The following is a 21869-nucleotide window of genomic DNA, read 5'->3' on the forward strand; positions in this document are numbered from 1 at the left end:
TCATTCTCCCTTCTGTGAGGCTGACTCTTCCGGATAAAGAAGCCTGTCCAGGGTAGGAGCCACATGAAGAGCCTTCATGGTATCCGAAAAACTGTCCCTGCTCTTTTTCTTTCCGGTTTTTACTGCGCGGATCAAAATATTCTTTGGTGTATGTTCCATATCGATAAATTCAAGAAGCTGGGTTTCATATCCTTTGCTTTCCAGAAGCTCGGCACGAAGACCATCTGTGATCAGAGCTGCCATTCTTTCCTTCAGGATCCCATAACGCATAACAGGCTGGAGCATTTCGTTTCGGATCTGACGATTCAGTTCATGCTGACAGCATGGAACAGACAGAATCACCTGAGCCCCCCATTCCACTGCCTTGGCCAGAGCGAAATCTGTTGCTGTATCGCAGGCATGAAGTGTCACCACCATGTCCACAGAAGAAACGCCTTCGTACCCTGCAATATCTCCCTGGTAAAAATGCAGCTTGTCATAACCATAAGATCTGGCCAATTCACTGCAATGCCGTATCACATCTTCCTTAAGATCCAGCCCTATGATGTTTACATCAAGACCCTCCAGTTCTCTGAGATAATAATACATAGCAAAAGTAAGATAGGATTTTCCGCAGCCAAAATCCAGGATCGTGATCTCTCTGTCTTTAGGAAGCTTCGGAAGGATATCCCTGATAAACTCCAGAAAGCGATTGATCTGTCTGAACTTGTCATATCTGGAAGCAACGATCTTTCCATCCTTTGTCATAACTCCCAGATCCACCAGAAACGGAGCTGCCGTTCCCTCTCTGAGAATGTACTGTTTCACCCGGTTATGAGGAGCAATCTTTATCTTCTCATTCTGTGCAGGCCCGTGTTGTTTTGTTTTGATGGTTGCTTTCCCTTTCTTGCTGATAAGGATACTTCCATCCTGACTGCGTCCGGTTGCCTGAAGCTGACGAAATTCCTCCATGGCATGCTCCAGATAAGCGATCATCTCTTCCCTGGTAAAATTCTTATGATAAACCTTCGTCCCTTCTGTCATGGACGCCTGGTAAAAAATCTGACCCTTCAGCTCCACAGGACGAAGCTTCACCTTGGAAGGTCCCTCGCCAGTCCTGCGGCCACTGACAACAGCCTGTATCAGCTGTTCATTAATCTGTTCTTCTAAAAATTCCCTTATTGTTTTCATCATACTTCCATTATATTCACTTTTTGTTTTATTGTATATGGACAGATGTTGTGCGAACCTGTTTTGGTCGCTTCTGCCAGTATCACTGTATCGTTCATGGGTAAACCGCCATTTTAATACTCAGTGCGGAAACATTTTCTGCACCTTTTCCTCCTGCATCTTCGTCTGGAAATCTCCTGATACACCAGCACTTCGATCAGATCATCCAGGAACCCTCCTGGAATCTCCTGTACACTGGTATCTCCTTCCATCTGTCCTTTCACCTGGTGACAGATGTGATAGAGCATGAAACGATCCGGATATTCATCATACAGCCGGCTTCCCTCATAATCCAAAAGCTGACACTGTGCTTCCGCTTTTTCCTGGATCCTTCGGGCTGTATCCGGATAGTATGATCTCATCAGATCAAATTCCTTTTCCTGTTCTCTCTCTTCATTATAAAAACCAGGACTTCCCTGTGTAGCATAAAACGGATAAAAATCTGGATAGATCATAACTCTTCTGCTGTCCTCTCTCTGCTATCTCTTACAGTATATGCAGAAGAAAAATGACGGTTCCCTCCAAAGTTCCGATCAGGCCATCCGTTTCAGCATTCCCTGGGTCAGACGTACGCTGTGCTCAATTGCAAGCTTTTCAAAAGCCGGATAATCCATGTTTGCACTATTATCTGCTTTATCTGAGATAGCACGGATGATCAGGAATGGAATCCCGTTAAGAGCTGCTGCCTGTCCGATCGCTGCGCCCTCCATCTCAACAGCATAGGCGCTGAATTCCTTTACAATATTATCTTTTACACCCTGATCACATACAAACTGATCTCCGGAAGCAATTCTTCCTTCAAAAACCCTGATCTCCGGATTTACTTCCTCGCATACATCATGTGCGATCTTACGAAGGCACTCATCTGCCTGGAAGGAAAACTCTTTCATCTGCGGGATCTGTCCCTTCGGATATCCGAATCCGGTTGCATCCATATCATGATGAAGAACATCTGTGGAAAGTACGATATCTCCAATATTGATATCATTGTTAAGGCTTCCTGCGATACCGGTATTGATCACCGCCTCCACCTGAAAGAGATCTGCCAGGATCTGGGTGCACATGCCGGCATTTACCTTACCGATCCCGGACTGTACCACAACTACCTTCTTTCCTTCCAGAACACCCTCATAAAAATCCATTCCGGCTCTGGTAGTAATGGATACATTCTCCATAACCTCTTTCAGTCTTGCTACTTCCTGTTCCATTGCTCCTATGATTCCAACACATTTCATGATCTGTAAATCCTCTCTTTCAATATGATATCCCGCTGAATTTCACAGTTTTTTCCGTTCAGCAGTATCTTTTTCTTTTTCTACATTGTTCATTATAACAAATTTTATTTTTTATGGAAACTTTTTTTGAGAGATGCTATAATCGATAAATAAACAGAACAGGAGGTAACCAGAATGGTTTATAAGACAAAAGGCGTCTGTGCTCAGGGAATTGAGTTCGAGATCGACGATAATAAAAAAGTTCACAATATCAAGTTTACAGGCGGATGTTCCGGAAACACACAGGGTGTTGCACAGCTTGCAGAGGGAATGGATGCAGATGAAGTGATCTCACGTCTGGAAGGCATCCGCTGCGGATTCAAACCAACTTCATGTCCGGATCAGCTTGCAAAAGCCATCCGTCAGGCATTGAACGAAGGCTGATCTCACATAATCTTATTTTGTATATCGGATTTATCATCACCCTGCGAAAAATTTCCGCAGGGTGATTTTAGGATGATTTGACAAAATAATTGTTTCAATGTTATCTTTGTTATCCGGTTAAATATCTGTTCTGTCCCACTTGTCACACAGTGACTGGATATCTCTTGCAAAACGATCCAGATCTTTATTAGGGCAGCCTTCATTCTTCCGGATCACGGACATCAGGCGACGTCCCATAGCCAGCAGCTTCTCATATGCACGGGCAGCCTTGGTTGTTTTCGGCGAAGCAGTTGCCTTTACGATCCGAACACCGACAGCCTCATGGATACACCGGTTCTCCAGAAGATCATATTCAGTTCCACTAAAGGGTGCTGTTGCATCATACCCAAGCTCTTCTTTAAGCCTCTGGGCAAAAATCTCCGTCACCGTATCATCACCATGCGTAACAAATACGTGTTTTGGTCTCGTCTCAAAGGCTTTCGCCCATTCTATAAGTCCGTTTACATCCGCATGACCGCTGATTCCCGGCATTTTGCATATTTCAGCAGCTACCTGCACAGTCTCACCAAACAACTTCATCTCCACAGCGCCTTCCAATAATGCCCGTCCCGGAGTTCCGATAGCCTGGTATCCAACAAAAAGAATGGTATTTCTGGGATTCCACAGATTGTGTTTCAGATGATGTTTGATACGACCAGCATCACACATACCGCTGGCGGAAATGATCACCTTGCAGTCCTCATCAAAATTGATAGCTCTGGAATCATCGGTAGTAACGGAGGTCTTCAATCCCTGGAAGGATAACGGATTGATACCTTTATTCAAAAGATCCATTGCTTCCTCATCATAGCAGGTATATGCATTCTCACTGAAGATCGTAGTTGCCTCATTGGCAAGGGGACTGTCTACATATACCGTAAAACCATCATGGCCGTGAACCAGTCCCTGTTCTTTGATCTGTCGGATAAAATACAGCATTTCCTGAGTACGGCCTACTGCAAAGGACGGGATCACCAAACTGCCGCCTCTGTCAAAGGTCCTCTGGATGATCTCTGCCAGTATTGCCGGATAATCCGGACGTTCTCCATGACTGCGGTCTCCGTAGGTAGATTCCATCACAACATAATCTGCCTCTCGGATATATACCGGATCCCTGATCAGCGGCTGATTGATATTTCCGATATCGCCGGAAAAAACGATCTTTTCTGTTTTGTCCTCTTCCGTCATCCAGACTTCAATACTGCTGGAGCCAAGAAGATGTCCTGCATCCACAAATCTTACTTCGATTCCCTCTGCCGGTTTGATGATCTTATCATATGGGCATCTGACGAAGTTCCGGAGCACACCCATGGCATCTTCCATAGTGTATGCAGGAATAAATTCCGGTTTTCCTTCTCTCCGCCCCTTTCGGTTTCTCCACTCAGCCTCGAACATCTGGATATGTGCGCTGTCACGAAGCATGATATCGCAGAGATTACAAGTTGCCTCTGTCGCATAGATCGGCCCCTGATAGCCTTTTGCATACAAGGCCGGAAGATTTCCGGAATGATCCATGTGTGCATGTGTCAGAAGCACAAAATCCAGATCACCCGGAGCCACCGGAAGCTCCTTATTTTCATAATAATCCGGTCCCTGCTCCATTCCATAATCCACCAGAAACTTCCGTCCTGCCGCTTCCAGATAATAACAGCTTCCAGTCACCTCATGCGTAGCACCGATAAATGTTATCTTCATGCACAAGCCCCCTTTTCCGTCCCACGTTCTGAAATTTCCATATCAAAAAAAGCCTGAAGGATCTCTCTGTGATATCCGATCGTCCAGAAACGCTGTGATATACAATTCCAAGAAGAAATAATCGACTTTTTGTTTATTAACGGTTTATTATTGTATTTATTATACACGAAATATATGTTTTTTGACAGTCTTTTTATGAAATATGTTTCTTTTTTTAAGGGGATTTTTTTAGATTTTTTGATATTATTCAGAATTTTTAGACATTCCCCAGCGAAGGTAATGTAAGTTTACTGGATTTTTTATTTTTTTGGGGGCATCGCTGGGGGTGTGATTTATTTTGTTGATTTGTTATTTTATTGATTTGTTATTTTACGAGAATACCGCTGGTTAAGGTCTTCGCCGACTCTTTACTTCCATCTTTTGCAGCGTGATAACCTCGTACACGATAATAATACCCACTAGGAACAATAACTTTAATATCCTTAACTAAATTACTTGCATTTGATGCGGTAAAACTCCAATTTTTATATGTAGAATATGTTCCATTTACTTTTCTTTCCAAGTAAACATCCAGATAAACTTTATCGCATACATGATGACACTGAGTAATTCCTGTAATAATAACTTTATTACTTGCTAATTTCTTTATGGTTGTCGTTCCAAAATTTAAATTATTACCACGTAAAACACTATACGTTGTATCTTCTGCGTAATCCGCATCTGTATCTGTTTCCACTGAAAAATCGTCTGATAAACTTTCTGCCATCGCAGGAACTGCAAATAACACACTGCAGCAACATACTAAAAGCAACATACTTATTATTTTTTTCATTTTCTCTTTCATGTAATGTCTTTCCTCCTTTAAACTTTCATTACAATATATATACGACCTTAAAGATATTTTATCGCGCTAAAACTTGATATTTTTTACTAATTTTATAAATTCGCTCTGCTGCATCTTACCACTTATCTGATAAAATACAGAATCCTTCTCCCAATATGCCGCATAATTTTCCTTCTTGTCATTTTTATCCTGTATTTTCTTTATAGTGATATTGATATTTTCATTTTTCATCTTTACCGTTGCAATTTCTTTTCCGTCCAGAATATACGCCCCACTTTTACGCTCATTTGAATAATCATTAATATATAGCGTAACAATTTCCTGTCCATAATAATATTCCATTAGTGCATATCCAGATTCAACATTGACGTTATAACTTCTGAACTCAAAATTTTCAGGACGGTACAATATCAGCGGTACGTCTAAATCCAATTCCTCTTCAATATCATCTATCGCAGTTTGTTCATCTTCATATTCTTTTTCACTTTCATCATTTTCTACTGAAATACTCGTATCATCCCCAACCCAATACCTAACAGAATCAAGGAAATAACTCCTGTTCGCCTGGCTGGTCATGCTTGCGGCGAAGATGCCGGCTGAGCATACAAGTACTGCTGCCGCTACGCGAGCTGCTTTATGACTTTTCTTTTCGGGCAGATAAACGATTTTTACATTCTCTTTATGATCATCAGTTTTAATACTGTCAGTTTCGTCTTCTTTGTAAACACCATCTGCTTTCAGTTTTTCTACAAGCCTCTGATAAGCAGCCTTTGCCTCCTCTTCTGTTTCTCCATCATCAGGAATCACTCCATCTGGAAACAGGATTTTTTCCATCTCTTCGGTTTCTTTTTCATATTCTTCTGCCAACCATTTTTTCAGTTCGGCATCCCTGAAATTTTCCATTATTTTTCTCCTGTAATCCTATCTTTCCTTGACAATTCCTCCGTTAGAGTTCATATTTAATGATAGTATATGACTATTCAGGAGGAATCCAAATGAAACACATCGTACTTACCGGCGGTGGTACTGCCGGACATGTAACTCCAAATATTGCCCTGATTCCAAAGCTCAGGGAGCTTGGTTATAAGATTTCCTATATCGGTTCCTACGAAGGAATCGAAAAAAAACTGATCGAAGAACTTGGAATCCCATATTATGGAATCTCATCCGGAAAGCTGAGACGTTACTTCGATCTCAAAAACTTCTCTGACCCGTTTCGTGTACTGAAGGGATTCAGCCAGGCCAGAAAGATTCTGAAAGAGCTGAAACCGGACGTTGTTTTTTCTAAAGGCGGTTTCGTTACGGTTCCCGTTGTGATCGCGGCCAAACGTTTAAAAATCCCCGCATTGATCCACGAGTCCGACATGACTCCAGGTCTTGCCAATAAACTCTGTCTCTCTTCTGCATCCAGAATCTGCTGTAATTTTCCTGAGACAGTCGCCAATCTTCCAGCTGACAAAGCAGTTCTTACAGGAACTCCGATCCGCCAGGAACTTCTTTCCGGAAATGCGGAAAACGGTCGTAAATTCTGTGGTTTCACTGCTGACAAACCGGTACTTATGGTTATCGGTGGTAGTCTGGGAGCTGCTTCTGTCAATGATAATGTCCGCAAGATCCTACCTGAACTTCTGAAGGAATTCCAGATTGTTCATCTCTGCGGAAAAGGAAAAACTGATGAATCTCTCAACGGTACTGCCGGATACGTCCAGTATGAATATATCCAAGACGAGCTTCCGGATCTGTTTGCCATGGCTGATATCGTGATCTCCCGCGCAGGCGCTAACGCGATCTGTGAGATCCGCGAACTTCATAAGCCAAATCTTCTGATTCCGCTTTCTGCCAAAGCCAGTCGTGGTGACCAGATCCTTAATGCTCGATCCTTCGAACGCCAGGGCTTCAGTAAAGTGCTGGAAGAAGAGGAGATTACAGAAGAAAAGCTTCTGGAAACCATCCGCCAGCTCTATACCGATCGTCAGAAATATACAGATGCTATGGCAGGAAACGGCCAGGTAGATTCCATCAGTAAGATCACTGATCTTATTGAAGAATGCGCCAGAGCCTGACTATATTTCCACAACAGCCATATGAAAACTCTGCCACTCCCTTCCGGGCTGGCAGGGTTTTCTTTTATTCGTATACTTTGCGAAATTCTTCCTGCAGCCAGCGCTTCGCTTTATATATCCTGTTATTGACACCACTTTTCGTCAGACCATATTCTTCTGCAACTGTTTCAACGGAAATCTCCAGATATTTGACCTGAATTAAGATCTCATAATTTATCGGCTGTTTCTTTCGAAATCTTCTCAGCACCATATACATAAATTCTTTCTTCTCTTTACGCAGAAATACCTCTTCCGCATCGACCGAATTCTGTTCTTCCAGAAATGCCGCAACTTCTTCCTGACAGACAAACTCATGCTTGGAGCTTGATTTCTTTATATAATCCAAAGCCTTATTCATAGATGCCCTCTTGATCAGAGAAAACATCATCTTTTCATTATCAATATTCAGGCCATCCTTTATAGTATACATTTTGTAAAGTACATCCTGACTGACATCATCAGCAATACTCCAGTCATGGAGAACCCCATACGCATACCCTCTGGATATTTTTCGGTATTTAAGATAAAACTCTTCAAATGTCTGATTATTCATTTTTCCTCTTTAGTGGCTATTTGTCATTCTTTAATTTTCTTTAAGATTTCATCTCTCACCTCATCGCTGAGTTCTCCGGGTTTCCAGGTTAAACCAACACCATCTCCCTCATATCTCGGAATCAGATGCATGTGAAAATGAAACACAGTCTGTCCTGCGATCTCTCCATTGTTCTGCACAACATTAAATCCATCACAGTTCAGTGCATCTCTCAGCTTTCCTGCCATTTTTTTAGCCAGGATCATTGCTTTTCCGGCAGTCTCATCCGGAAGCTCATAAATATTCGCTGCATGCTTTTTCGGCAGGATCAATGAGTGTCCTTTGCTTGCCGGTCCCAGATCCAGAATCACGCGAAATTCCTCATCCTCATAAAGTGTTGCTGATGGAATCTCTCCATTTGCGATTTTACAAAATATGCAATCTCCCATTATTTTGTCCTCCTTGTTTGCAAAATTATTTTATCTATATTCTTATTTTGTCGTATTTTCTCGAATTTTTCAATACTGTTCTTGTTGATATTTGAAATTTCTGATGTTAATATTTTTTCGAGGTGATAATATGTGCAACGATACTACAGTCAGTAAATTGAAAAACGATTTTCATTATACACTTTCAAAATTTTCACATGAACTCCGGAATCCTCTGACTCTTATTAACAGCGGACTCCAGATGATCGCATCTGCACATCCTGATGTCAAAGAATATGAGCACTGGGATGATGTTATGGATAATCTTGATTATGTAAAAGAACTTCTTGATGAACTTTCTGCATTTAATAATGCAGGCCATGTCAAAAGAGAAAACATTGACACCTGCAGCTACCTCCAAACGATCCTTTCCTCCATAAAACCTACTCTGGATTATCTGGAGATCACACTTGAAACAGATATTCCGGATTCATTGCCATCGATGGCTCTTGACCGGATCCGTGTCCGGCAGATGCTTCTGAATCTTCTGAAAAACGCATGGGAAGCCGTTCCTATTCCCGGAGGAAAGATTTCTTTTTCTGTCATTCCGGAAAATTCCGGCATCCGCATTGATATCCGGGATAACGGATGTGGAATCTCAAAGGAACAGCAGGCTACGATATTTCAGCCATTTTTTACAACCAAAGAATCCGGGACCGGCCTTGGCCTTGCTGTTTCAAAACAGATCGCTCAGGCACACAGTGGAGACATCACGCTTGAGAGCGCTCCCGGTCAGGGAACTGTTTTCCATATTTTTCTGGGATGATAAAGAATTACAGCGATCAGGAAACCACTCAACAAACCGCCTATATGCGCTACGTTATCCACGCCTTCACTTGCAAATCCGAAATACAGTGAAAATGCGGCCATGATCAGCATCTGTCTGACAGTCAGATCCGCCACTCTTCCTCTGTGCCGTATGATCACATAGATCATACCGCCCATGACTGCAAAAACAGCTCCGGAAGCTCCTGCAGATAAAGAAGCGTTTCCTGCATACATATCAAAAAACAAAGAGAGCATATTTCCGCCCAGACCACCAAATATATAGATCAGAAAAAATTTTATCTTTCCTGTTACCGGTTCCAGCCTCTGGCCAAGCACAAACAGAACCAACATATTATTGATCAGATGCGGCGCACCAAAATGCAGAAACATACTGCTAAACATCCGATACCACTGTCCCTGTTCCAGGATCAGCGGTGCATAAGCAGCACCGCATTCCAGCATATGCTGCCCGTTCTCCGAGCCGCCGGTAAATTCCACCACAAGAAAGATCAGCGTATTTATGAGGATCAGTAAAACTGTCACAGGTTCTTTTTTTATTTCTTCCAATTCCGGCCTCTTTCCACAGCGGTTCCGGAAATATTTCCCATAACTCGCTGTTATAATCTGAAAATTCGAATTTATTTCATTATTTTAACAGATTTTCATCAGGCGGACAACCTACTGTCCCATGTTAATACGATACAAAACTGGATTTTTCGCTCTGTTATTTCAAAAAAATATAACGGGCCTGTGCAAAATCAACTTCATCCTCATCCTCCAGCAAGTAATCTTCTCCTGTTTTCAGAAGCTGTCCATTTACAGAAGTCCCATTTCTGGAGTTCAGATCTGCCAGATAATATGCCCCCTCCCTTTTTCGGATCTTGGCATGGATTCTGCTGACAGTTGGTATATTGATCACTGCATCCGCCGCAGTTTCCAGTTTTCCGATCACTGTGATATCTCTTTCCAGATAAATGGTAGCCAATTCCCCCGGTTCCCGGCTCACCAATGTAGCAGGACCTTTGGATGCACCTGCAGAAAGAACTACCGTTTCACCAAATCCATCTAAAAAATCTTCCGCTTTTGTCGGAATATTTTTTTTGATCTGTTCCAGTTCTTTTCTGCTGTCATCGGCATTGCACCCGGACAGCGCACCAGATTCTTTCTGATCTTCAGCATATACAGCTGCCTCTTTTTCCGCCGCACCATATTTCTGTTCAGGCACCGGCGTATCCAGTTTTTTCTTTTTTCCACAGACTTTTTTGATCAGAATATAGCTCAGCATCCCCAGTATCATTGCTGCAAGAATTCCCAGAAGAAAAATTTCTTTGCTTATTCTTGGAATATATCCGCCGGCCATTCCTGCCGTAATTCCCAGAAGAAGCACCAATGCTGCACCAAATCCAGCCACTGGCTTCCATATTTTGTTTGTTTTCCGCTTCTGTGAGTCCGCTGAAGATTTTTTCTGTTTTTCATTTCCGGACACACTGGCTCTTTCCCAGCCTTCCACCTGCCACAGATCCTCTGCTTTTTCCTCCTCTGTCATCCTGTTTTCTTCCTGGACCACTGTTTTCTTTTTTTCATATGGAGAAAAATCTTCCTCGTCGCTGTTACATATTTTATATAACTCTTCCTTGATGTATTCCAGATGAAAGCTGTCCTCCAGTGCACGTCTGTATACATTATATCCCAGCATAACCGCTTTTCCGTCTTCATGATCCAGCTTTGGAAGGATATACTCCGCAAGACTCTGAAACTGTTTCTGTATTTCCCCATGAAATCCCGGAAGATAACAAAATCGGACACTTTTTCTTTCCGCATCCAGATAGATATATTCCGGTTCCAGGATCAGCTGACAGGGATTCAAAAGATACTCGGACATTTCTTCCATGATCTGTATAAAGCCTCCCAGTATCACCTGAAGCGACTCCAGATCCATCTTTTTTTCCTCAAAAAGCGCAGTCATGGAATGCCTGGAAGTTATATCATAATACACCATGAATTTTCCGTCGATTCCCTGTATCCGACACTGAAGAAGATCAGGCACAGCATTGGCCACGATCATCCTTACCTGGTAAGAATCTGTATCGATTCTCTCATCTCCTGTCAGGATCAGATAATTATGATTCATATCTCTTTTATATTCCGTTCTCATTTTATGGCGTCACCTCTCCCAGCATATCCACAGTTCCTTTTACCTTGCGGATCCATCCCACAGGCCGCAGAGGCTTTGCCTTACCACTGACTTCCAGCTTCCATTTCTGCCCCAGGAACCCGGCAGGTACTTCCAGTCTGTAAGTTACTTTCACAGTTTTTCCTGCATTTGTCTGCATGCTCAGATTCTCTCCTCCCGGCAGCCCGATATCTCCCAGCATTCTACCCTGTATATCCGCCTTTTCATATATGTTCCCTTTCTTTTTATATCCTTCCATACTGCCACTGACTGCTGCCTCATAAGCTGCCGCAGTGAGATATGCTCTGTCATGTACAAAAAAATCCAGATACAGCACTCCGATCAGTATCATAAGCACCAGAGGCATGAGCAATGCAGCTTCTATTGTAAAGCTCCCCTTTTTTATTTTTCTCACAAAAATATCCCTCCCAAATATCCGATCAACAGAAACGGTACAAAAGGAATTTCCTCACTTCGACTCTTTTTTAGCATAAGATACTCAATGCCTGAGTAGATTCCGCACAACAATAATGCACCACAGAGGATCCCTGCCAGTTCTCCGGCTCCCAGCACAGAGCCCATTGTCAGTATCAGCAATCCGTCTCCAAATCCGACCATTCCTCCACTGATCAAAGCGATCAAAATTATAAATACTCCGATTCCCATGGAAATAATCCCTGCCGGCCAGAGAAGCCCCTGCCTGATCTGCCACAGGATCCCGCCTGCCAGAAAAATAAAAAGCACCGGTAAACAGATTTCTTTTTTTCGGATATCTGTCCAGGTATTAATTACAAGAAGTACAGTCATGCAAATTTTTACACTGCTCATGATCTCTCCCTTCAGCCACATCGTCCGCAGGCACTCATTTCACCGGAAACCTCCGTTTCTTTCACCATCCGTACAGATCGTTTCAATGCGCTGCAACTTTCCCTGTTATGAAAACGGTTACTCTTTTTTGTGATATATACCACTCCGGCCGGTTCCTGCCCACGACTGCACAGCTCACAGGCCTGATACTTTTCTCCATATGCATTTTTTAAAGCTTTAACCGAAGAGCCTGATATCTGCTGAACAGACAGATTCAGATAACTGCACCCCAGTTTTCTGTGATACACACTTCCTGATTCTGTCACATACACCATAGGCTGGCTCTCCACTGTATCCTTTCCATTTTCGTATACCACACCATTCCACGTATGGACCTTTACCGTATTATGGAACCATATTTTAGGAAGCGGGATCAGACCGCCTATGGGCTGATAGGAATATACGTCCGGCAATGTGATCGTTTCTGTACCTGAACCGCCGGCACCATACGCATACATACCTGCTTCCTTTGCTTTCTGGCACAAGCCAGTCAGATGCTCCGTCTGTACCTTGTAAATATCCATAAAAGAAAGCAGCGTGAGCACTCCGAAAAAAAACAGCGGCAAAGCCATCGCAGTCTCCAGAGTGAGACTTGCTTTTTTCAGAAAGGTGCACAGGGATACTTTTCCAGAAAGCGTTTTCCGGCTTATCGGGGAAAGCAGGAAAAAAGCTCTTCGAGAGCGCCTTTCTCTTTTTTGATCCAGTCTGTTTATCTGATTTTTATCTTCTTTTTCTTTCTGAAAAAGCATCCCTGTACACCTCTCTTTCTATTCATACGCATACTGACGTGTAACTGTAAATATTTTCCGTCTGTTTGCTTTTACATCTGCAGACGCTTCCATGGCAGTGATGCAGTGATCCATCTGAAAACCCGGTCTTTTTCCCTTTTCACGTACAGAGCACTCGATCATGTCCATTCCTCTCAGAATTTTATCCTGTTTTCCTTTCGCCATAAGCAGAACCTGAAGATAATCCTCATAAGACATTCCATTCCCTGCATCCTTTCTTGAAGAATCCAGTTTGTCCAGGATATTGGGCAGATTACTCAAAGACAGCTGCCAGTCTGAGGAGTTTTTTATAAGAGGTACATGTCCTCCTGCAAAAAGTTCCCGGACATCCAGAATACTCTCCGCAAATGCCCAGCAAAAGATCAGTGCCGCTTCGATCACTGCTGCCGCCGGTGGGATCAGAAAACCTGATGCAATCGCCAGCGCCAGTGTTTCGACCTGTATCCGTTTTCCACTATCTGAAAGCAGATACGCCATGTTAACCCCCTGACGGATCACCAGAAGTTTTCCTGCCACGGACTTCAGATTTTCCCGATCACTGTTCTTCCCTCCAAGAATATATTCCACCTGATAATTCAACCCCGCCGCTGCCGGTCTTCGATAATTTCCCAGTTTCTTTAGCAGATACTGTCCAAACAATATTCCGGACGTATACGAATTATCGGATCGTATATCCGTATCCAACATTAGTCCTGTCTGGAGCTTTCTTCCGGATGTAAGGCTTTTTCTGTCTGTAAACGCATCCGATATTCCCCGTTCGGATGGTACTACCAGATCAAGAAGTCCCATTTTACGGACTCTTCTGATGATCGGAATAGGATTTTCCACGCTTTCATCAACACCGCCGGTAAAATCATCCCCATTTCCTGCATCCGAAAAATCTCCCTGGTTTTTTTGTTGTTCCTGTTCTTTTTTTGCTTCTTCGCTCTTCTGCGCGGCGTCCGTAATAGCAGAATCATAGGAATCCAACGTTCCTTTATTTTCTGCCTGTTCTCCTTTTTTCTCTGCGTCCTCTGTCTTCTTTTCCTGATCCTTCAGTTTTCCGAGAAGAGTCTGTACCCCCTGGCTTCCCAGAGTTTCACGCATATACTGAACAGCCTGCTGGTAAAAAATCTCGCCTTTTCCGTCGCTCAGAAGCTGATAACCATTGAATCCGCCCTGGAGAAGCTCCAGTTTCTGACTGTTCTGTTTCAATACAGGTTTCATATAAGTCTGAAAATCATCATATACAGAAGCCATATCCAGTTCTTCTTTTCCACCTGCATACAGTGCAAACAGCTCATAATCTTCCAAAAGCGTTCGGTCATACTGTCCAAATAAGGAATATAAGCCAATATCCATACTGTTAAGTATCTGTGTCCTGGCAGCTGCCATGCGTACAGATTCAATGCTGGCACACACAAGAGAAAGAACCAGGCTCAAGATCAGAGCCAGAAAGATCGTAATGCTGCCTTTTTTCACATTTCCTGCCGAGGGGTACCTCTCCTTTCCAAAACGGAAATATCAGCAGATATCACCGTTTTTTCTCATTTTCAGATCGTGTTGCTTTGTTTTGTGATTTTTGTAAGGATTTTTTTAACAAGTGCTGTAAGCTGTTCCTTAAAGATGATGACCAGACTGATCAGAACCACCAGAATCAGGATGATCTCCACAACACCCACCGCATCCTCTTCCATCGCAAATTCTTTTACATACTTCCACATATTTTCATTTGTCACCTCACATTTCCTTTCTCTGTTCTCCAGTCCTACCCTCCGTAAAAGGAAAGGCATGCCGGAAGCATGATCACCGCCATCACCACCAGGAGCATCAAGACCATCGGAAGAAGCAGTTTTGTTGCTGCTGTATCTCCCAGCACTCTTGCTTTTCTTTTTCGCTCCTCCCAGGCTTCCACGGATTCCTTTTCCAGCAGATCGGCCAGATACCTGCTTCCTTTCTGGAGGTTCTGGATCAGTAGTGTTGACAGAGTTTTATACTTTACCTGTCCGCACCGTTCTCCAAATCTCCGGTAAGCCTCTGCTTCGGAAATCCCACTGTCCATCTCATAACAGGCTACTCGGATTTCTTCGTAAGCCTCACGTTTTTTACCATCTTCTCTCTTTCCGTAATCCAGTGCTATTTTCTGGAACGCTTTTCTGGCAGTTAAGCCTGCCTGCACCAAAAGGGTAAATTTCATGATCAGTCCTGGATAATCCATCAGCATCTGTTCTCTTCTTTTTATCTGAGCATTCTGTGCTTCCCGTTTTTTTGCAATGACAGCTGCTGCCGCTGCTGCCAGACCAAGAGCTGAAAGCAGGTTTCCTGTTTTGTCTTTTGGCTGCTCCCATTCAAGATGTTTTCCATTCCATTCATCTGGAAGATAATAGTACTGTGGATCGTTTTTTTTCTGATTATATTGTACGATCATGTCCTGCAACTCTTTCTCGCGCTGCTGTTCTTCGCTAAGTTCTGTTTCCGGTTCTTCTTCGGATCCTTCTGTTTCTTTTTCCGGCACCTGCACATACAGGGAACCGGCTTCTTCTCCGTCTACAGATACTTTGAATTTCTCTTCATAAGCACCTGTCTCCTCTTTTTCCATACGGTATCCGGATGAATAAACCTTATCTCCGCCACTTTGAAATGTCAGGAGCATACCGATGATATTTCCGGTAAGCGCTATCCGTATAAACAGTTTCTTTTCTTCCGGATTTCCGGCTTCCGGAGGCAGCCGCCCCATTTTTCCTGCCAGAAACACCCCAAGGATCACCATAAATATCAAAATATGTATCCACATTATCCTCACCTACACTTCTATGTCTACAATCTTCACACCCAGCCAGTAAGACAAGCCATAGATCACCATGCAAACTGTCATGGCACAGATTCCGAAAGGATTCCCATAAAGTACATCCAAAAATCCCGGCGAAGTCAGTTTCAGATAGCAGATGATACCGGCCGGCATGATACTCATAACCATCTGTTCCGATTTCTTTGCGGCCAGCGTTGCCTCGATCTCTTTTTTTACCTCGATCTTATCACTAAGCATTCTGGCTACTTTCTGGATCACCTGCGTCATATCCCCGCCTGTTCTTTTTGCTGTATAAAATACTGCTGCGAAATTTTCAATATCTTCCACTCCGCTGCGTTTTCCCAGATCCAGGAACAGCTCTTCCACCGGAACACTCAGACGCAGCTGGCTTTCGATATACCGAAATTCATCCAGGATATCACTTCCCTTTTCATAAAGTCTCCCCAGATCCTTTACACTGGCACGCACCGCATTCTCCGCGGAATAGCCGGCCTGTACCGCCACATTCATGGCCGTCAGAGCATCCCGGAACTGGTAATTCAGCTCCCTCTGCTGCCGTGCAGTGCATTTTTTCCTCTGCATTTTCAGAAAAAGCACTGGTATTGGAAGCATAAACAGCAACACAGGAAGGCTCTGATAAAACAGATAGTCGGCTGCAGCGCATACGGCAGCTCCCTCCAGAAGATACTTTGCAGTCTCCTTCCCCGTAAAATGATACATCCTGTAATCTTTCCTCGTAGATCTCCATTTCTGATTCTTTCCTTTCCGCTCTTTCATAGTCTGATTCCTGCCCGTTTCATTTTTTCACAATGCAAAAGTTCTCCGGTTTTTACAAGTCCCTTTCCTTCTTCCCAGCGATACAGCGGCCTGGTCTGGATCTCTCCGTTTTCAAATCCACATACTTCTGTGATTTCCAGCAGCTTTCTGCTTTTATCCCGCATACGCCCGAGATGTACCAGAATGTCTACCCCGGAAGCGATCTGCCTTCGGATCGCTTCCAGGGGAAGATCGATCCCCATCAATGTCATCGTTTCAATTCTGGAAAGCATATCCTGACTGCTGTTTGCATGAAGTGTTGAAAGGCTTCCATCATGTCCCGTATTCAGGCTCTGCAGCATATCCACTGCCTCTCCTCCACGAACTTCCCCTACAATTATCCTATCCGGCCTCATTCGAAGGGCTGACCGGATCAGATCTCGGATCGTTACTGACACCGCGCCCGCCATATTGGCCATTTTTGCCTCCAGACATACCAGGTTATCAATTCCCCGGATCTTAAGCTCCGCATTATCTTCAATGGTGATCAGGCGCTCATCTTTTGGAATATATTCTGTAACAGCTCCAAGGAATGTTGTTTTTCCACTGCCTGTACCTCCACCGATCACAATAGAATATCTTGCCTGAACAAGTTTTTTTAAAAACTGTGCACATTCTTCGGTGATGCTTCCAAAAGCGATCAGTTTTTCCATTGTGATAGGATCATCCGGAAAACGACGGATCGTCAGGATCGGACCATTCAGAGCAACCGGATAAACCACTGCATTCACACGTGCTCCGTTTTCCAGCCTTGCATCTACAATGGGCATGGACTCGTTGACAACCCGGTTACAGCGCCCTACGATCTGCTGGATCACATCCTCCAGCTTCTCTTCTGACGTGAAGACCTTATTCCATCTGGTCAGTTTTCCTCCACGTTCCACAAAAATATGATCCGGACCATTTACCATGATCTCCGTAACACTTTCATCATCGATCAGTTCCTGCAGAACATCCAGCTTGCGCACAGAACAGAACAGCTCCTGTCTGAGCTCTACTTTCTCCTTCAGTGAAAGAAACAGTTCCCTTGCCTGAGTTAATATCAGTTCATCGATCACCCCCAGGATCTCATCATCGGACAGCTCTCTGGAAACATCCAGCTGTTCCATGAGCAGATCATACATTTTCCGGAATTTTTCTCTGTTCATGACCGCTCCTTTCTCAAAAGTTCACGGATATAATCTCCCAGTTCACTCCAGACCAGCTGTTCTACGTAAGCGTCAGAAGAGATCCTATCCATATGAAAGGGCAGATGCACCTTTTCTGTTTTTTCCAGGATCTTTTCTTTATTCCAGATACGCAGAAGATTTTCGAATTGTGTCACCTTACAGACAGAAAGTGTGTCATTCAAAACCGGCATATAGATTTTTCTGCACATTTCCAGAAGCCGGAAATCCTCATCTCCATTTTCTCCCATATCCAGGATCAGCACTTCATAGGAACTGTGAAGTACGATCTCCTGCAACAGCCGCTCCCAGTCTTCCCAGTCCACGGTCCGGATATCTGAAGGTGTTCTTACAGGCGGTATAAAATCCAGATTGTTTACTGTCTGGATCATTCCGTTCATTCTATGGATCAGGTTTTCATTTCCCTGGCGAACATAATAAAACAGATCACTCAGATTAGCCGGAAATTTTTTCCCAAGAAGTTCTTCAAAACCAGAATAGGATTCCAGATTCAGATAAAGAACGGCACGTTCTTTCGCCAGTATCTGTCCCAGCGCAAGTGCAAAGGATGTCTTCAGACACCTGCCAAGAGGAGAAAAAACACCGATGATCTCCATTGTCTTTTTCAACACAGGAAAAGTTACCGGATCAAGAGACTTCTCTTCTCCATAGCAGGCCATCACCTCCCTTATCACATCTGAGGAAGATTGATATTTATACACACTTGAATACTGATCCAGTTCCGGAGGATGCACACCCTCTGAAAGAATGATGATCTTTCCGATACCAAGGTCACGGACTTCTTTTCGCATTGCTTTATCGGAAATCAGCAGCAACTCAATATGATTTTCTTTTCCGTAGGCAATGAGACTTTCCGCCGTGGTAAATGCCTGGATCTCAAACGGAAGATTCTTTTTCTGGTTCAGATAATCCATAAAATTGAAAGCATAATCCACCTCCAGATCACAGACCGCAAATATGTTTTTCTTCAATACACACCTCCTGCATAAAGCACCGCACTCAAAAATATGGGTACCGTAAAATGAAAGTTCTCCGGAAAGCTCATCCCCTTTCTGTAATAAGGACGTATCTCACCGGTACAGTAAAACTCATTCATATACTGATATAAATAAAGGAATCGTCGGCGGATACCGCCTGTAGAAATAAGAATTGCCAGAGAAATGCCTGCACCTGCAAGCAAAGAATAAACAATACATTCCATAACTGTCCGCGGCCCCATGATCCCGCCAAGTGCGCACAGAAGCTTGATATCTCCGGCGCCGATCATATGGAATATAAAAAGGATTCCCAAAAGAAGCACCGGCACGGCCACTCCTGCCAGAAAGATCACTCCACCTTTCGGCCCGTTTTCTGTGATCTGGATCAGGAAACCGATCATAAAAGAAAAAAGGATCCATCCATTGTCTACAGATGCATCTTTAAGATCCATCCAGACCGCCATCGCAGATATCACCACGGATAATTCTCCATAAAGAAACATACACGCCCCCTTTCCTTCTTAAAATATATGTTTATTCAGTTATGATAAAAATGGGATTTCCCGCCTGACCTGGCGGTGATCGATACCAGAAGATCTCTGGTGAAATTAATTATAGAATTTCAGGAGCATTTTGTCCAGCATTTTCGTTCGACAAATTCTGACACGAATTTTGCTGTCATCTGCTCCTGAAATTCTTTTTATTTTTTATCGTTTTATCTTCTATGATCCTATCGAATCTTTACTCCGTCCTTGATCACTGCTTTCAGTTCCAGATCCTGATCCAGCAGTACCACATGAGCTTTTTTACCTGCTTCCAGAGATCCGTACTGTTCTTCCACACCAAGGCTTCTGGCCGGATTTATGGTCGCGCAGGCCACGGCTGTTTCCAGCGGAAGCTCCATCTTTTTAACAACTGTACGCATACAGTCCATCAGATTTGTGGCAGATCCTGCGATCGCACCGTCAGATACCAGCGTGGCAAGTCTTCCCACAACCTTAACATCCAGTCCGCCCAGTGTATACTGACCGTCCGGCATACCGGTAGCTCTCATACTGTCGCTGATCAGGATCATCCTGTCAGCTCCCATCATCTGAAAGGTAGCTCGAACAACAGACGGATGGATATGGATCCCGTCACAGATGATCTCTGCCATAACATCCTTACTATCAAAAACAGCACCTACGACACCTGGTGCACGATGCGTAAACGTAGGCATTGCGTTATACAGATGGACTGCATGGTTTGCCCCTGCTCTGCATGCTTCCATTGCTGTATCGTAATCTGCATTGGTATGTGCCAGAGAAACATTGACCCTTTCATGAACTTCTCGGATAAATTCTGCTGCATGCTCACTTTCTTCAGGTGCAATCCCTATAAATTTTACCAGACCTTCCGAGGCCTTTAAAAAACGGTCACAGATTTCCACATTACATGGCAGGATATTCCTCGCGTCCTGTGCCCCTTTTTTCGCCGGGCTGATAAAAGGCCCTTCCATATTGATCCCCAGAAAATCCGCCTTACGGCAGTCCTTTGTTTCTTTTTTATATTCTGCTGCTGTATGGAGGATCTGCTCCAGTTCCTCTACCGGTAAAGTCATAGTAGCCGGCGCGATCGCTGTAACTCCTACCGATGCCTCATATTCCGCGATCCTTCCGATCGCAGCCTTGTCTCCGTCGCAGAAATCATCTCCCTTGCATCCATGAAAATGCAGATCGATCAGTCCCGGAATGGCGTAGCAGCCTTTTCCGTCCAGAACATCCCCGTTAAGCTGCGGCGCATCCTTTTCTTCATAAACCTGTCGGATCTTATCCCCATCCAGGATAATCCCGCCTTTTACAAATGCTTTGTCCGGTGTAAAAACATACACATTATCAATGATCATAGTAAAACCTCCCAAAATCCCCATTTGTGATCATAAACAAAAAAGCAACCAGAAACATGTTCTGATTGCTTTCAGTTAATAGCCAGTACGGGAATCGAACCCGTGTTTCCGCCGTGAGAGGGCGGCGTCTTAGCCCCTTGACCAACTGGCCATATTCTTTTGTTTCTGTCGTTTGATTTCGTTTTTTGTTGTTTCCCTCAACCGACTTCGTTAGTATATAACACTTTCTTTCAAAATGCAAGTACTTTTTTTAATTTTTTTAAAAAATTTTCATGTTTTTCACGTTTATTCGTTTTTTACCCATTTTCCGGTATTTCGTACGCTTGACCACTGCTGGTGTAAGTGCTACTATCAAAGCACCAATACGAAAATAATCGACTGCGGATAATGATCCGCCCGGTATAACAGAAAGAAGGAATTGGATGACTCGCATTTTGTGTCTCGGAGACAGTATCACAGATTGCGGACGGCTTTTCTCCGCAGATCCTCTTGGAAAAGGATATGTGAAGCAGCTCTCCTGTCTGCTTCATAACACAGATCACCGATTTTCCATTGAAAACAGAGGTATTGATGGTTTCACCCTGGAACGGCTTCTTCAGAACACAGATTTCTGGCTGGAAAGCTCTGATCCGGATATTGTTACCGTCCTGATCGGGATCAATGATGTGGGGATCATGATGAACACCCGCCGTTCATCTGCACAACAGCAGGATCTGATGAACAAATTTGTCACCCGTTATGAGCTCCTTGCAAAAAAGCTATCCTGCACAAACTCCCGGAAACGAACGCTCTATTTCCTGGAACCCTTTGTTTTTCCATGGCCACGCTGCTACGCTTCCTGGGCTCCCCTTCTTTCACAGATGTCCGTACATATTAAAAAGATCAGTCAGGATCATGGCGCCGTTTTTCTCCCGCTGCAGAACGATCTGGATCAGGAAGCTGCACGATCCGGGCCTGCATCAATAACTTCTGACGGTATCCATCTCACACCACAGGGGCATCAGATCCTGGCAGATAAACTTTATAAATTGATCATATCAGAAAGGTAATACT

General features: G+C 43.7%; 25 protein-coding genes and 1 tRNA gene. 4 read left to right on the forward strand and 22 right to left on the reverse strand.

Annotated elements, in window-relative coordinates:
* The 3 genes from BN3261_RS10295 to BN3261_RS10305 all read right to left on the reverse strand — a co-directional run bounded on the left by BN3261_RS10295 (position 1) and on the right by BN3261_RS10305 (position 2444).
* Positions 1-1170 (reverse strand): class I SAM-dependent methyltransferase, encoded by a 1170-nt coding sequence (locus BN3261_RS10295; protein WP_059086202.1) that lies wholly within the window; start codon positions 1168-1170, stop codon positions 1-3.
* A gap of 113 nt (positions 1171-1283) precedes the next feature.
* Positions 1284-1664 carry a hypothetical protein gene (locus BN3261_RS10300; protein ID WP_015525636.1) on the reverse strand — a complete coding sequence of 127 codons (381 nt, stop codon included), beginning with the start codon at positions 1662-1664 and terminating at the stop codon, positions 1284-1286.
* Positions 1665-1742: 78 nt separating this feature from the next.
* The gene (locus BN3261_RS10305) at positions 1743-2444 is read right to left on the reverse strand and encodes a 5'-methylthioadenosine/adenosylhomocysteine nucleosidase (RefSeq protein ID WP_015525635.1); all 702 of its coding nucleotides are present in this window, start codon (positions 2442-2444) and stop codon (positions 1743-1745) included.
* A 174-nt stretch (positions 2445-2618) separates the two neighbouring features.
* Here BN3261_RS10305 and BN3261_RS10310 point away from each other — a divergent pair, with 174 nt between their 5' ends.
* Positions 2619-2867, forward strand: a complete 249-nt coding sequence (locus tag BN3261_RS10310) for a TIGR03905 family TSCPD domain-containing protein (protein ID WP_015525634.1) — start codon at positions 2619-2621, stop codon at positions 2865-2867.
* 117 nt (positions 2868-2984) lie between these two features.
* Here BN3261_RS10310 and BN3261_RS10315 read toward each other — a convergent pair whose 3' ends face one another.
* From BN3261_RS10315 to BN3261_RS10325, 3 genes are all read right to left on the reverse strand, one after another.
* Positions 2985-4601, reverse strand: a complete 1617-nt coding sequence (locus tag BN3261_RS10315) for an MBL fold metallo-hydrolase RNA specificity domain-containing protein (RefSeq protein WP_059086203.1) — start codon at positions 4599-4601, stop codon at positions 2985-2987.
* A 364-nt stretch (positions 4602-4965) separates the two neighbouring features.
* The gene (locus BN3261_RS10320) at positions 4966-5445 is read right to left on the reverse strand and encodes a DUF6147 family protein (protein ID WP_059086204.1); all 480 of its coding nucleotides are present in this window, start codon (positions 5443-5445) and stop codon (positions 4966-4968) included.
* Between the two features lie 66 nt (positions 5446-5511).
* On the reverse strand, positions 5512-6348 hold the full coding sequence (locus BN3261_RS10325) for a DUF4367 domain-containing protein (protein WP_059086205.1): 837 nt from the start codon (positions 6346-6348) through the stop codon (positions 5512-5514).
* Between the two features lie 92 nt (positions 6349-6440).
* Between BN3261_RS10325 and BN3261_RS10330 the strand changes: the two genes are divergently transcribed.
* Positions 6441-7508 (forward strand): undecaprenyldiphospho-muramoylpentapeptide beta-N-acetylglucosaminyltransferase, encoded by a 1068-nt coding sequence (locus BN3261_RS10330; RefSeq protein ID WP_059086206.1) that lies wholly within the window; start codon positions 6441-6443, stop codon positions 7506-7508.
* Positions 7509-7572: 64 nt separating this feature from the next.
* Here the strand turns inward: BN3261_RS10330 and BN3261_RS10335 are convergent, their stop codons facing one another.
* Both BN3261_RS10335 and BN3261_RS10340 read right to left on the reverse strand, forming a co-directional pair.
* The gene (locus BN3261_RS10335; RefSeq protein WP_059086207.1) at positions 7573-8100 is read right to left on the reverse strand and encodes an RNA polymerase sigma factor; all 528 of its coding nucleotides are present in this window, start codon (positions 8098-8100) and stop codon (positions 7573-7575) included.
* 23 nt (positions 8101-8123) lie between these two features.
* Positions 8124-8528 (reverse strand): HIT family protein, encoded by a 405-nt coding sequence (locus BN3261_RS10340; RefSeq protein ID WP_015525628.1) that lies wholly within the window; start codon positions 8526-8528, stop codon positions 8124-8126.
* A gap of 130 nt (positions 8529-8658) precedes the next feature.
* Here BN3261_RS10340 and BN3261_RS10345 point away from each other — a divergent pair, with 130 nt between their 5' ends.
* Positions 8659-9333, forward strand: a complete 675-nt coding sequence (locus BN3261_RS10345) for a two-component system sensor histidine kinase NtrB (RefSeq protein WP_044962286.1) — start codon at positions 8659-8661, stop codon at positions 9331-9333.
* Here BN3261_RS10345 and BN3261_RS10350 read toward each other — a convergent pair.
* The 14 genes from BN3261_RS10350 to BN3261_RS10415 form a co-directional block, all read right to left on the reverse strand.
* A complete protein-coding gene (locus tag BN3261_RS10350; RefSeq protein WP_021652840.1) occupies positions 9300-9902 on the reverse strand; it encodes a rhomboid family intramembrane serine protease in 603 nt (200 codons plus the stop codon). The two genes, BN3261_RS10345 and BN3261_RS10350, sit on opposite strands and share 34 nt — an antisense overlap.
* Positions 9903-10059: 157 nt before the next feature.
* The gene (locus BN3261_RS10355; protein WP_021652839.1) at positions 10060-11490 is read right to left on the reverse strand and encodes a DUF6382 domain-containing protein; all 1431 of its coding nucleotides are present in this window, start codon (positions 11488-11490) and stop codon (positions 10060-10062) included.
* A gap of 1 nt (position 11491) precedes the next feature.
* A complete protein-coding gene (locus tag BN3261_RS10360) occupies positions 11492-11923 on the reverse strand; it encodes a TadE family protein (protein WP_021652838.1) in 432 nt (143 codons plus the stop codon).
* The gene (locus BN3261_RS10365; RefSeq protein ID WP_156906941.1) at positions 11920-12336 is read right to left on the reverse strand and encodes a prepilin peptidase; all 417 of its coding nucleotides are present in this window, start codon (positions 12334-12336) and stop codon (positions 11920-11922) included. Before BN3261_RS10365 ends, BN3261_RS10360 begins: the two co-directional genes overlap by 4 nt.
* Before the next feature lie 11 nt (positions 12337-12347).
* Entirely contained in the window at positions 12348-13124 is a 777-nt protein-coding gene (locus tag BN3261_RS10370) for a hypothetical protein (RefSeq protein ID WP_021652836.1), read from the reverse strand.
* An 18-nt stretch (positions 13125-13142) separates the two neighbouring features.
* Positions 13143-14624 carry a DUF5702 domain-containing protein gene (locus BN3261_RS10375; RefSeq protein WP_059086208.1) on the reverse strand — a complete coding sequence of 494 codons (1482 nt, stop codon included), beginning with the start codon at positions 14622-14624 and terminating at the stop codon, positions 13143-13145.
* 71 nt (positions 14625-14695) lie between these two features.
* Positions 14696-14866 (reverse strand): Flp1 family type IVb pilin, encoded by a 171-nt coding sequence (locus tag BN3261_RS10380; protein ID WP_044962312.1) that lies wholly within the window; start codon positions 14864-14866, stop codon positions 14696-14698.
* A 44-nt stretch (positions 14867-14910) separates the two neighbouring features.
* Positions 14911-15936 (reverse strand): type II secretion system F family protein, encoded by a 1026-nt coding sequence (locus tag BN3261_RS10385; RefSeq protein ID WP_059086209.1) that lies wholly within the window; start codon positions 15934-15936, stop codon positions 14911-14913.
* A 9-nt stretch (positions 15937-15945) separates the two neighbouring features.
* On the reverse strand, positions 15946-16728 hold the full coding sequence (locus tag BN3261_RS10390; RefSeq protein WP_021652832.1) for a type II secretion system F family protein: 783 nt from the start codon (positions 16726-16728) through the stop codon (positions 15946-15948).
* Entirely contained in the window at positions 16725-17915 is a 1191-nt protein-coding gene (locus tag BN3261_RS10395; protein ID WP_059086210.1) for a TadA family conjugal transfer-associated ATPase, read from the reverse strand. The genes BN3261_RS10390 and BN3261_RS10395 overlap by 4 nt, the downstream gene beginning before the upstream one ends.
* The gene (locus BN3261_RS10400; protein WP_021652830.1) at positions 17912-18925 is read right to left on the reverse strand and encodes a P-loop NTPase family protein; all 1014 of its coding nucleotides are present in this window, start codon (positions 18923-18925) and stop codon (positions 17912-17914) included. Before BN3261_RS10400 ends, BN3261_RS10395 begins: the two co-directional genes overlap by 4 nt.
* Positions 18922-19434: a prepilin peptidase gene (locus BN3261_RS10405; RefSeq protein WP_021652829.1), complete on the reverse strand. Its 513-nt coding sequence runs from the start codon at positions 19432-19434 to the stop codon at positions 18922-18924. Before BN3261_RS10405 ends, BN3261_RS10400 begins: the two co-directional genes overlap by 4 nt.
* A 227-nt stretch (positions 19435-19661) precedes the next feature.
* Complete coding sequence (gene nagA / locus BN3261_RS10410) at positions 19662-20816, reverse strand: N-acetylglucosamine-6-phosphate deacetylase (protein ID WP_015525592.1); 1155 nt, start codon at positions 20814-20816, stop codon at positions 19662-19664.
* A 79-nt stretch (positions 20817-20895) separates the two neighbouring features.
* Positions 20896-20967: transfer RNA gene (locus tag BN3261_RS10415), tRNA-Glu, on the reverse strand.
* Between the two features lie 271 nt (positions 20968-21238).
* Between BN3261_RS10415 and BN3261_RS10420 the strand changes: the two genes are divergently transcribed.
* Positions 21239-21865 (forward strand): SGNH/GDSL hydrolase family protein, encoded by a 627-nt coding sequence (locus tag BN3261_RS10420; RefSeq protein ID WP_015525591.1) that lies wholly within the window; start codon positions 21239-21241, stop codon positions 21863-21865.
* The last annotated feature ends 4 nt before the right edge of the window (positions 21866-21869 follow it).

The sequence above is a fragment of the Blautia massiliensis (ex Durand et al. 2017) genome, from assembly GCF_001487165.1.
Classification (GTDB): Bacteria; Bacillota; Clostridia; order Lachnospirales; family Lachnospiraceae; genus Blautia_A; species Blautia_A fusiformis.

Coding starts and splice junctions, on each gene's coding strand:
- BN3261_RS10380 (WP_044962312.1), bottom strand. CDS start 14,866: ATGTGGAAGTATGTAAAAGAATTTGCGATGGAAGAGGATGCGGTGGGT.
- BN3261_RS10300 (WP_015525636.1), bottom strand. CDS start 1,664: ATGATCTATCCAGATTTTTATCCGTTTTATGCTACACAGGGAAGTCCT.
- BN3261_RS10325 (WP_059086205.1), bottom strand. CDS start 6,348: ATGGAAAATTTCAGGGATGCCGAACTGAAAAAATGGTTGGCAGAAGAA.
- BN3261_RS10330 (WP_059086206.1), top strand. CDS start 6,441: ATGAAACACATCGTACTTACCGGCGGTGGTACTGCCGGACATGTAACT.
- BN3261_RS10365 (WP_156906941.1), bottom strand. CDS start 12,336: ATGAGCAGTGTAAAAATTTGCATGACTGTACTTCTTGTAATTAATACC.
- BN3261_RS10370 (WP_021652836.1), bottom strand. CDS start 13,124: ATGCTTTTTCAGAAAGAAAAAGAAGATAAAAATCAGATAAACAGACTG.
- BN3261_RS10335 (WP_059086207.1), bottom strand. CDS start 8,100: ATGAATAATCAGACATTTGAAGAGTTTTATCTTAAATACCGAAAAATA.
- BN3261_RS10395 (WP_059086210.1), bottom strand. CDS start 17,915: ATGAACAGAGAAAAATTCCGGAAAATGTATGATCTGCTCATGGAACAG.
- BN3261_RS10390 (WP_021652832.1), bottom strand. CDS start 16,728: ATGAAAGAGCGGAAAGGAAAGAATCAGAAATGGAGATCTACGAGGAAA.
- BN3261_RS10315 (WP_059086203.1), bottom strand. CDS start 4,601: ATGAAGATAACATTTATCGGTGCTACGCATGAGGTGACTGGAAGCTGT.
- BN3261_RS10405 (WP_021652829.1), bottom strand. CDS start 19,434: ATGTTTCTTTATGGAGAATTATCCGTGGTGATATCTGCGATGGCGGTC.
- BN3261_RS10340 (WP_015525628.1), bottom strand. CDS start 8,528: ATGGGAGATTGCATATTTTGTAAAATCGCAAATGGAGAGATTCCATCA.
- BN3261_RS10345 (WP_044962286.1), top strand. CDS start 8,659: ATGTGCAACGATACTACAGTCAGTAAATTGAAAAACGATTTTCATTAT.
- BN3261_RS10310 (WP_015525634.1), top strand. CDS start 2,619: ATGGTTTATAAGACAAAAGGCGTCTGTGCTCAGGGAATTGAGTTCGAG.
- nagA (WP_015525592.1), bottom strand. CDS start 20,816: ATGATCATTGATAATGTGTATGTTTTTACACCGGACAAAGCATTTGTA.
- BN3261_RS10305 (WP_015525635.1), bottom strand. CDS start 2,444: ATGAAATGTGTTGGAATCATAGGAGCAATGGAACAGGAAGTAGCAAGA.
- BN3261_RS10355 (WP_021652839.1), bottom strand. CDS start 11,490: ATGAGAACGGAATATAAAAGAGATATGAATCATAATTATCTGATCCTG.
- BN3261_RS10385 (WP_059086209.1), bottom strand. CDS start 15,936: ATGTGGATACATATTTTGATATTTATGGTGATCCTTGGGGTGTTTCTG.
- BN3261_RS10420 (WP_015525591.1), top strand. CDS start 21,239: ATGACTCGCATTTTGTGTCTCGGAGACAGTATCACAGATTGCGGACGG.
- BN3261_RS10320 (WP_059086204.1), bottom strand. CDS start 5,445: ATGAAAGAGAAAATGAAAAAAATAATAAGTATGTTGCTTTTAGTATGT.
- BN3261_RS10295 (WP_059086202.1), bottom strand. CDS start 1,170: ATGAAAACAATAAGGGAATTTTTAGAAGAACAGATTAATGAACAGCTG.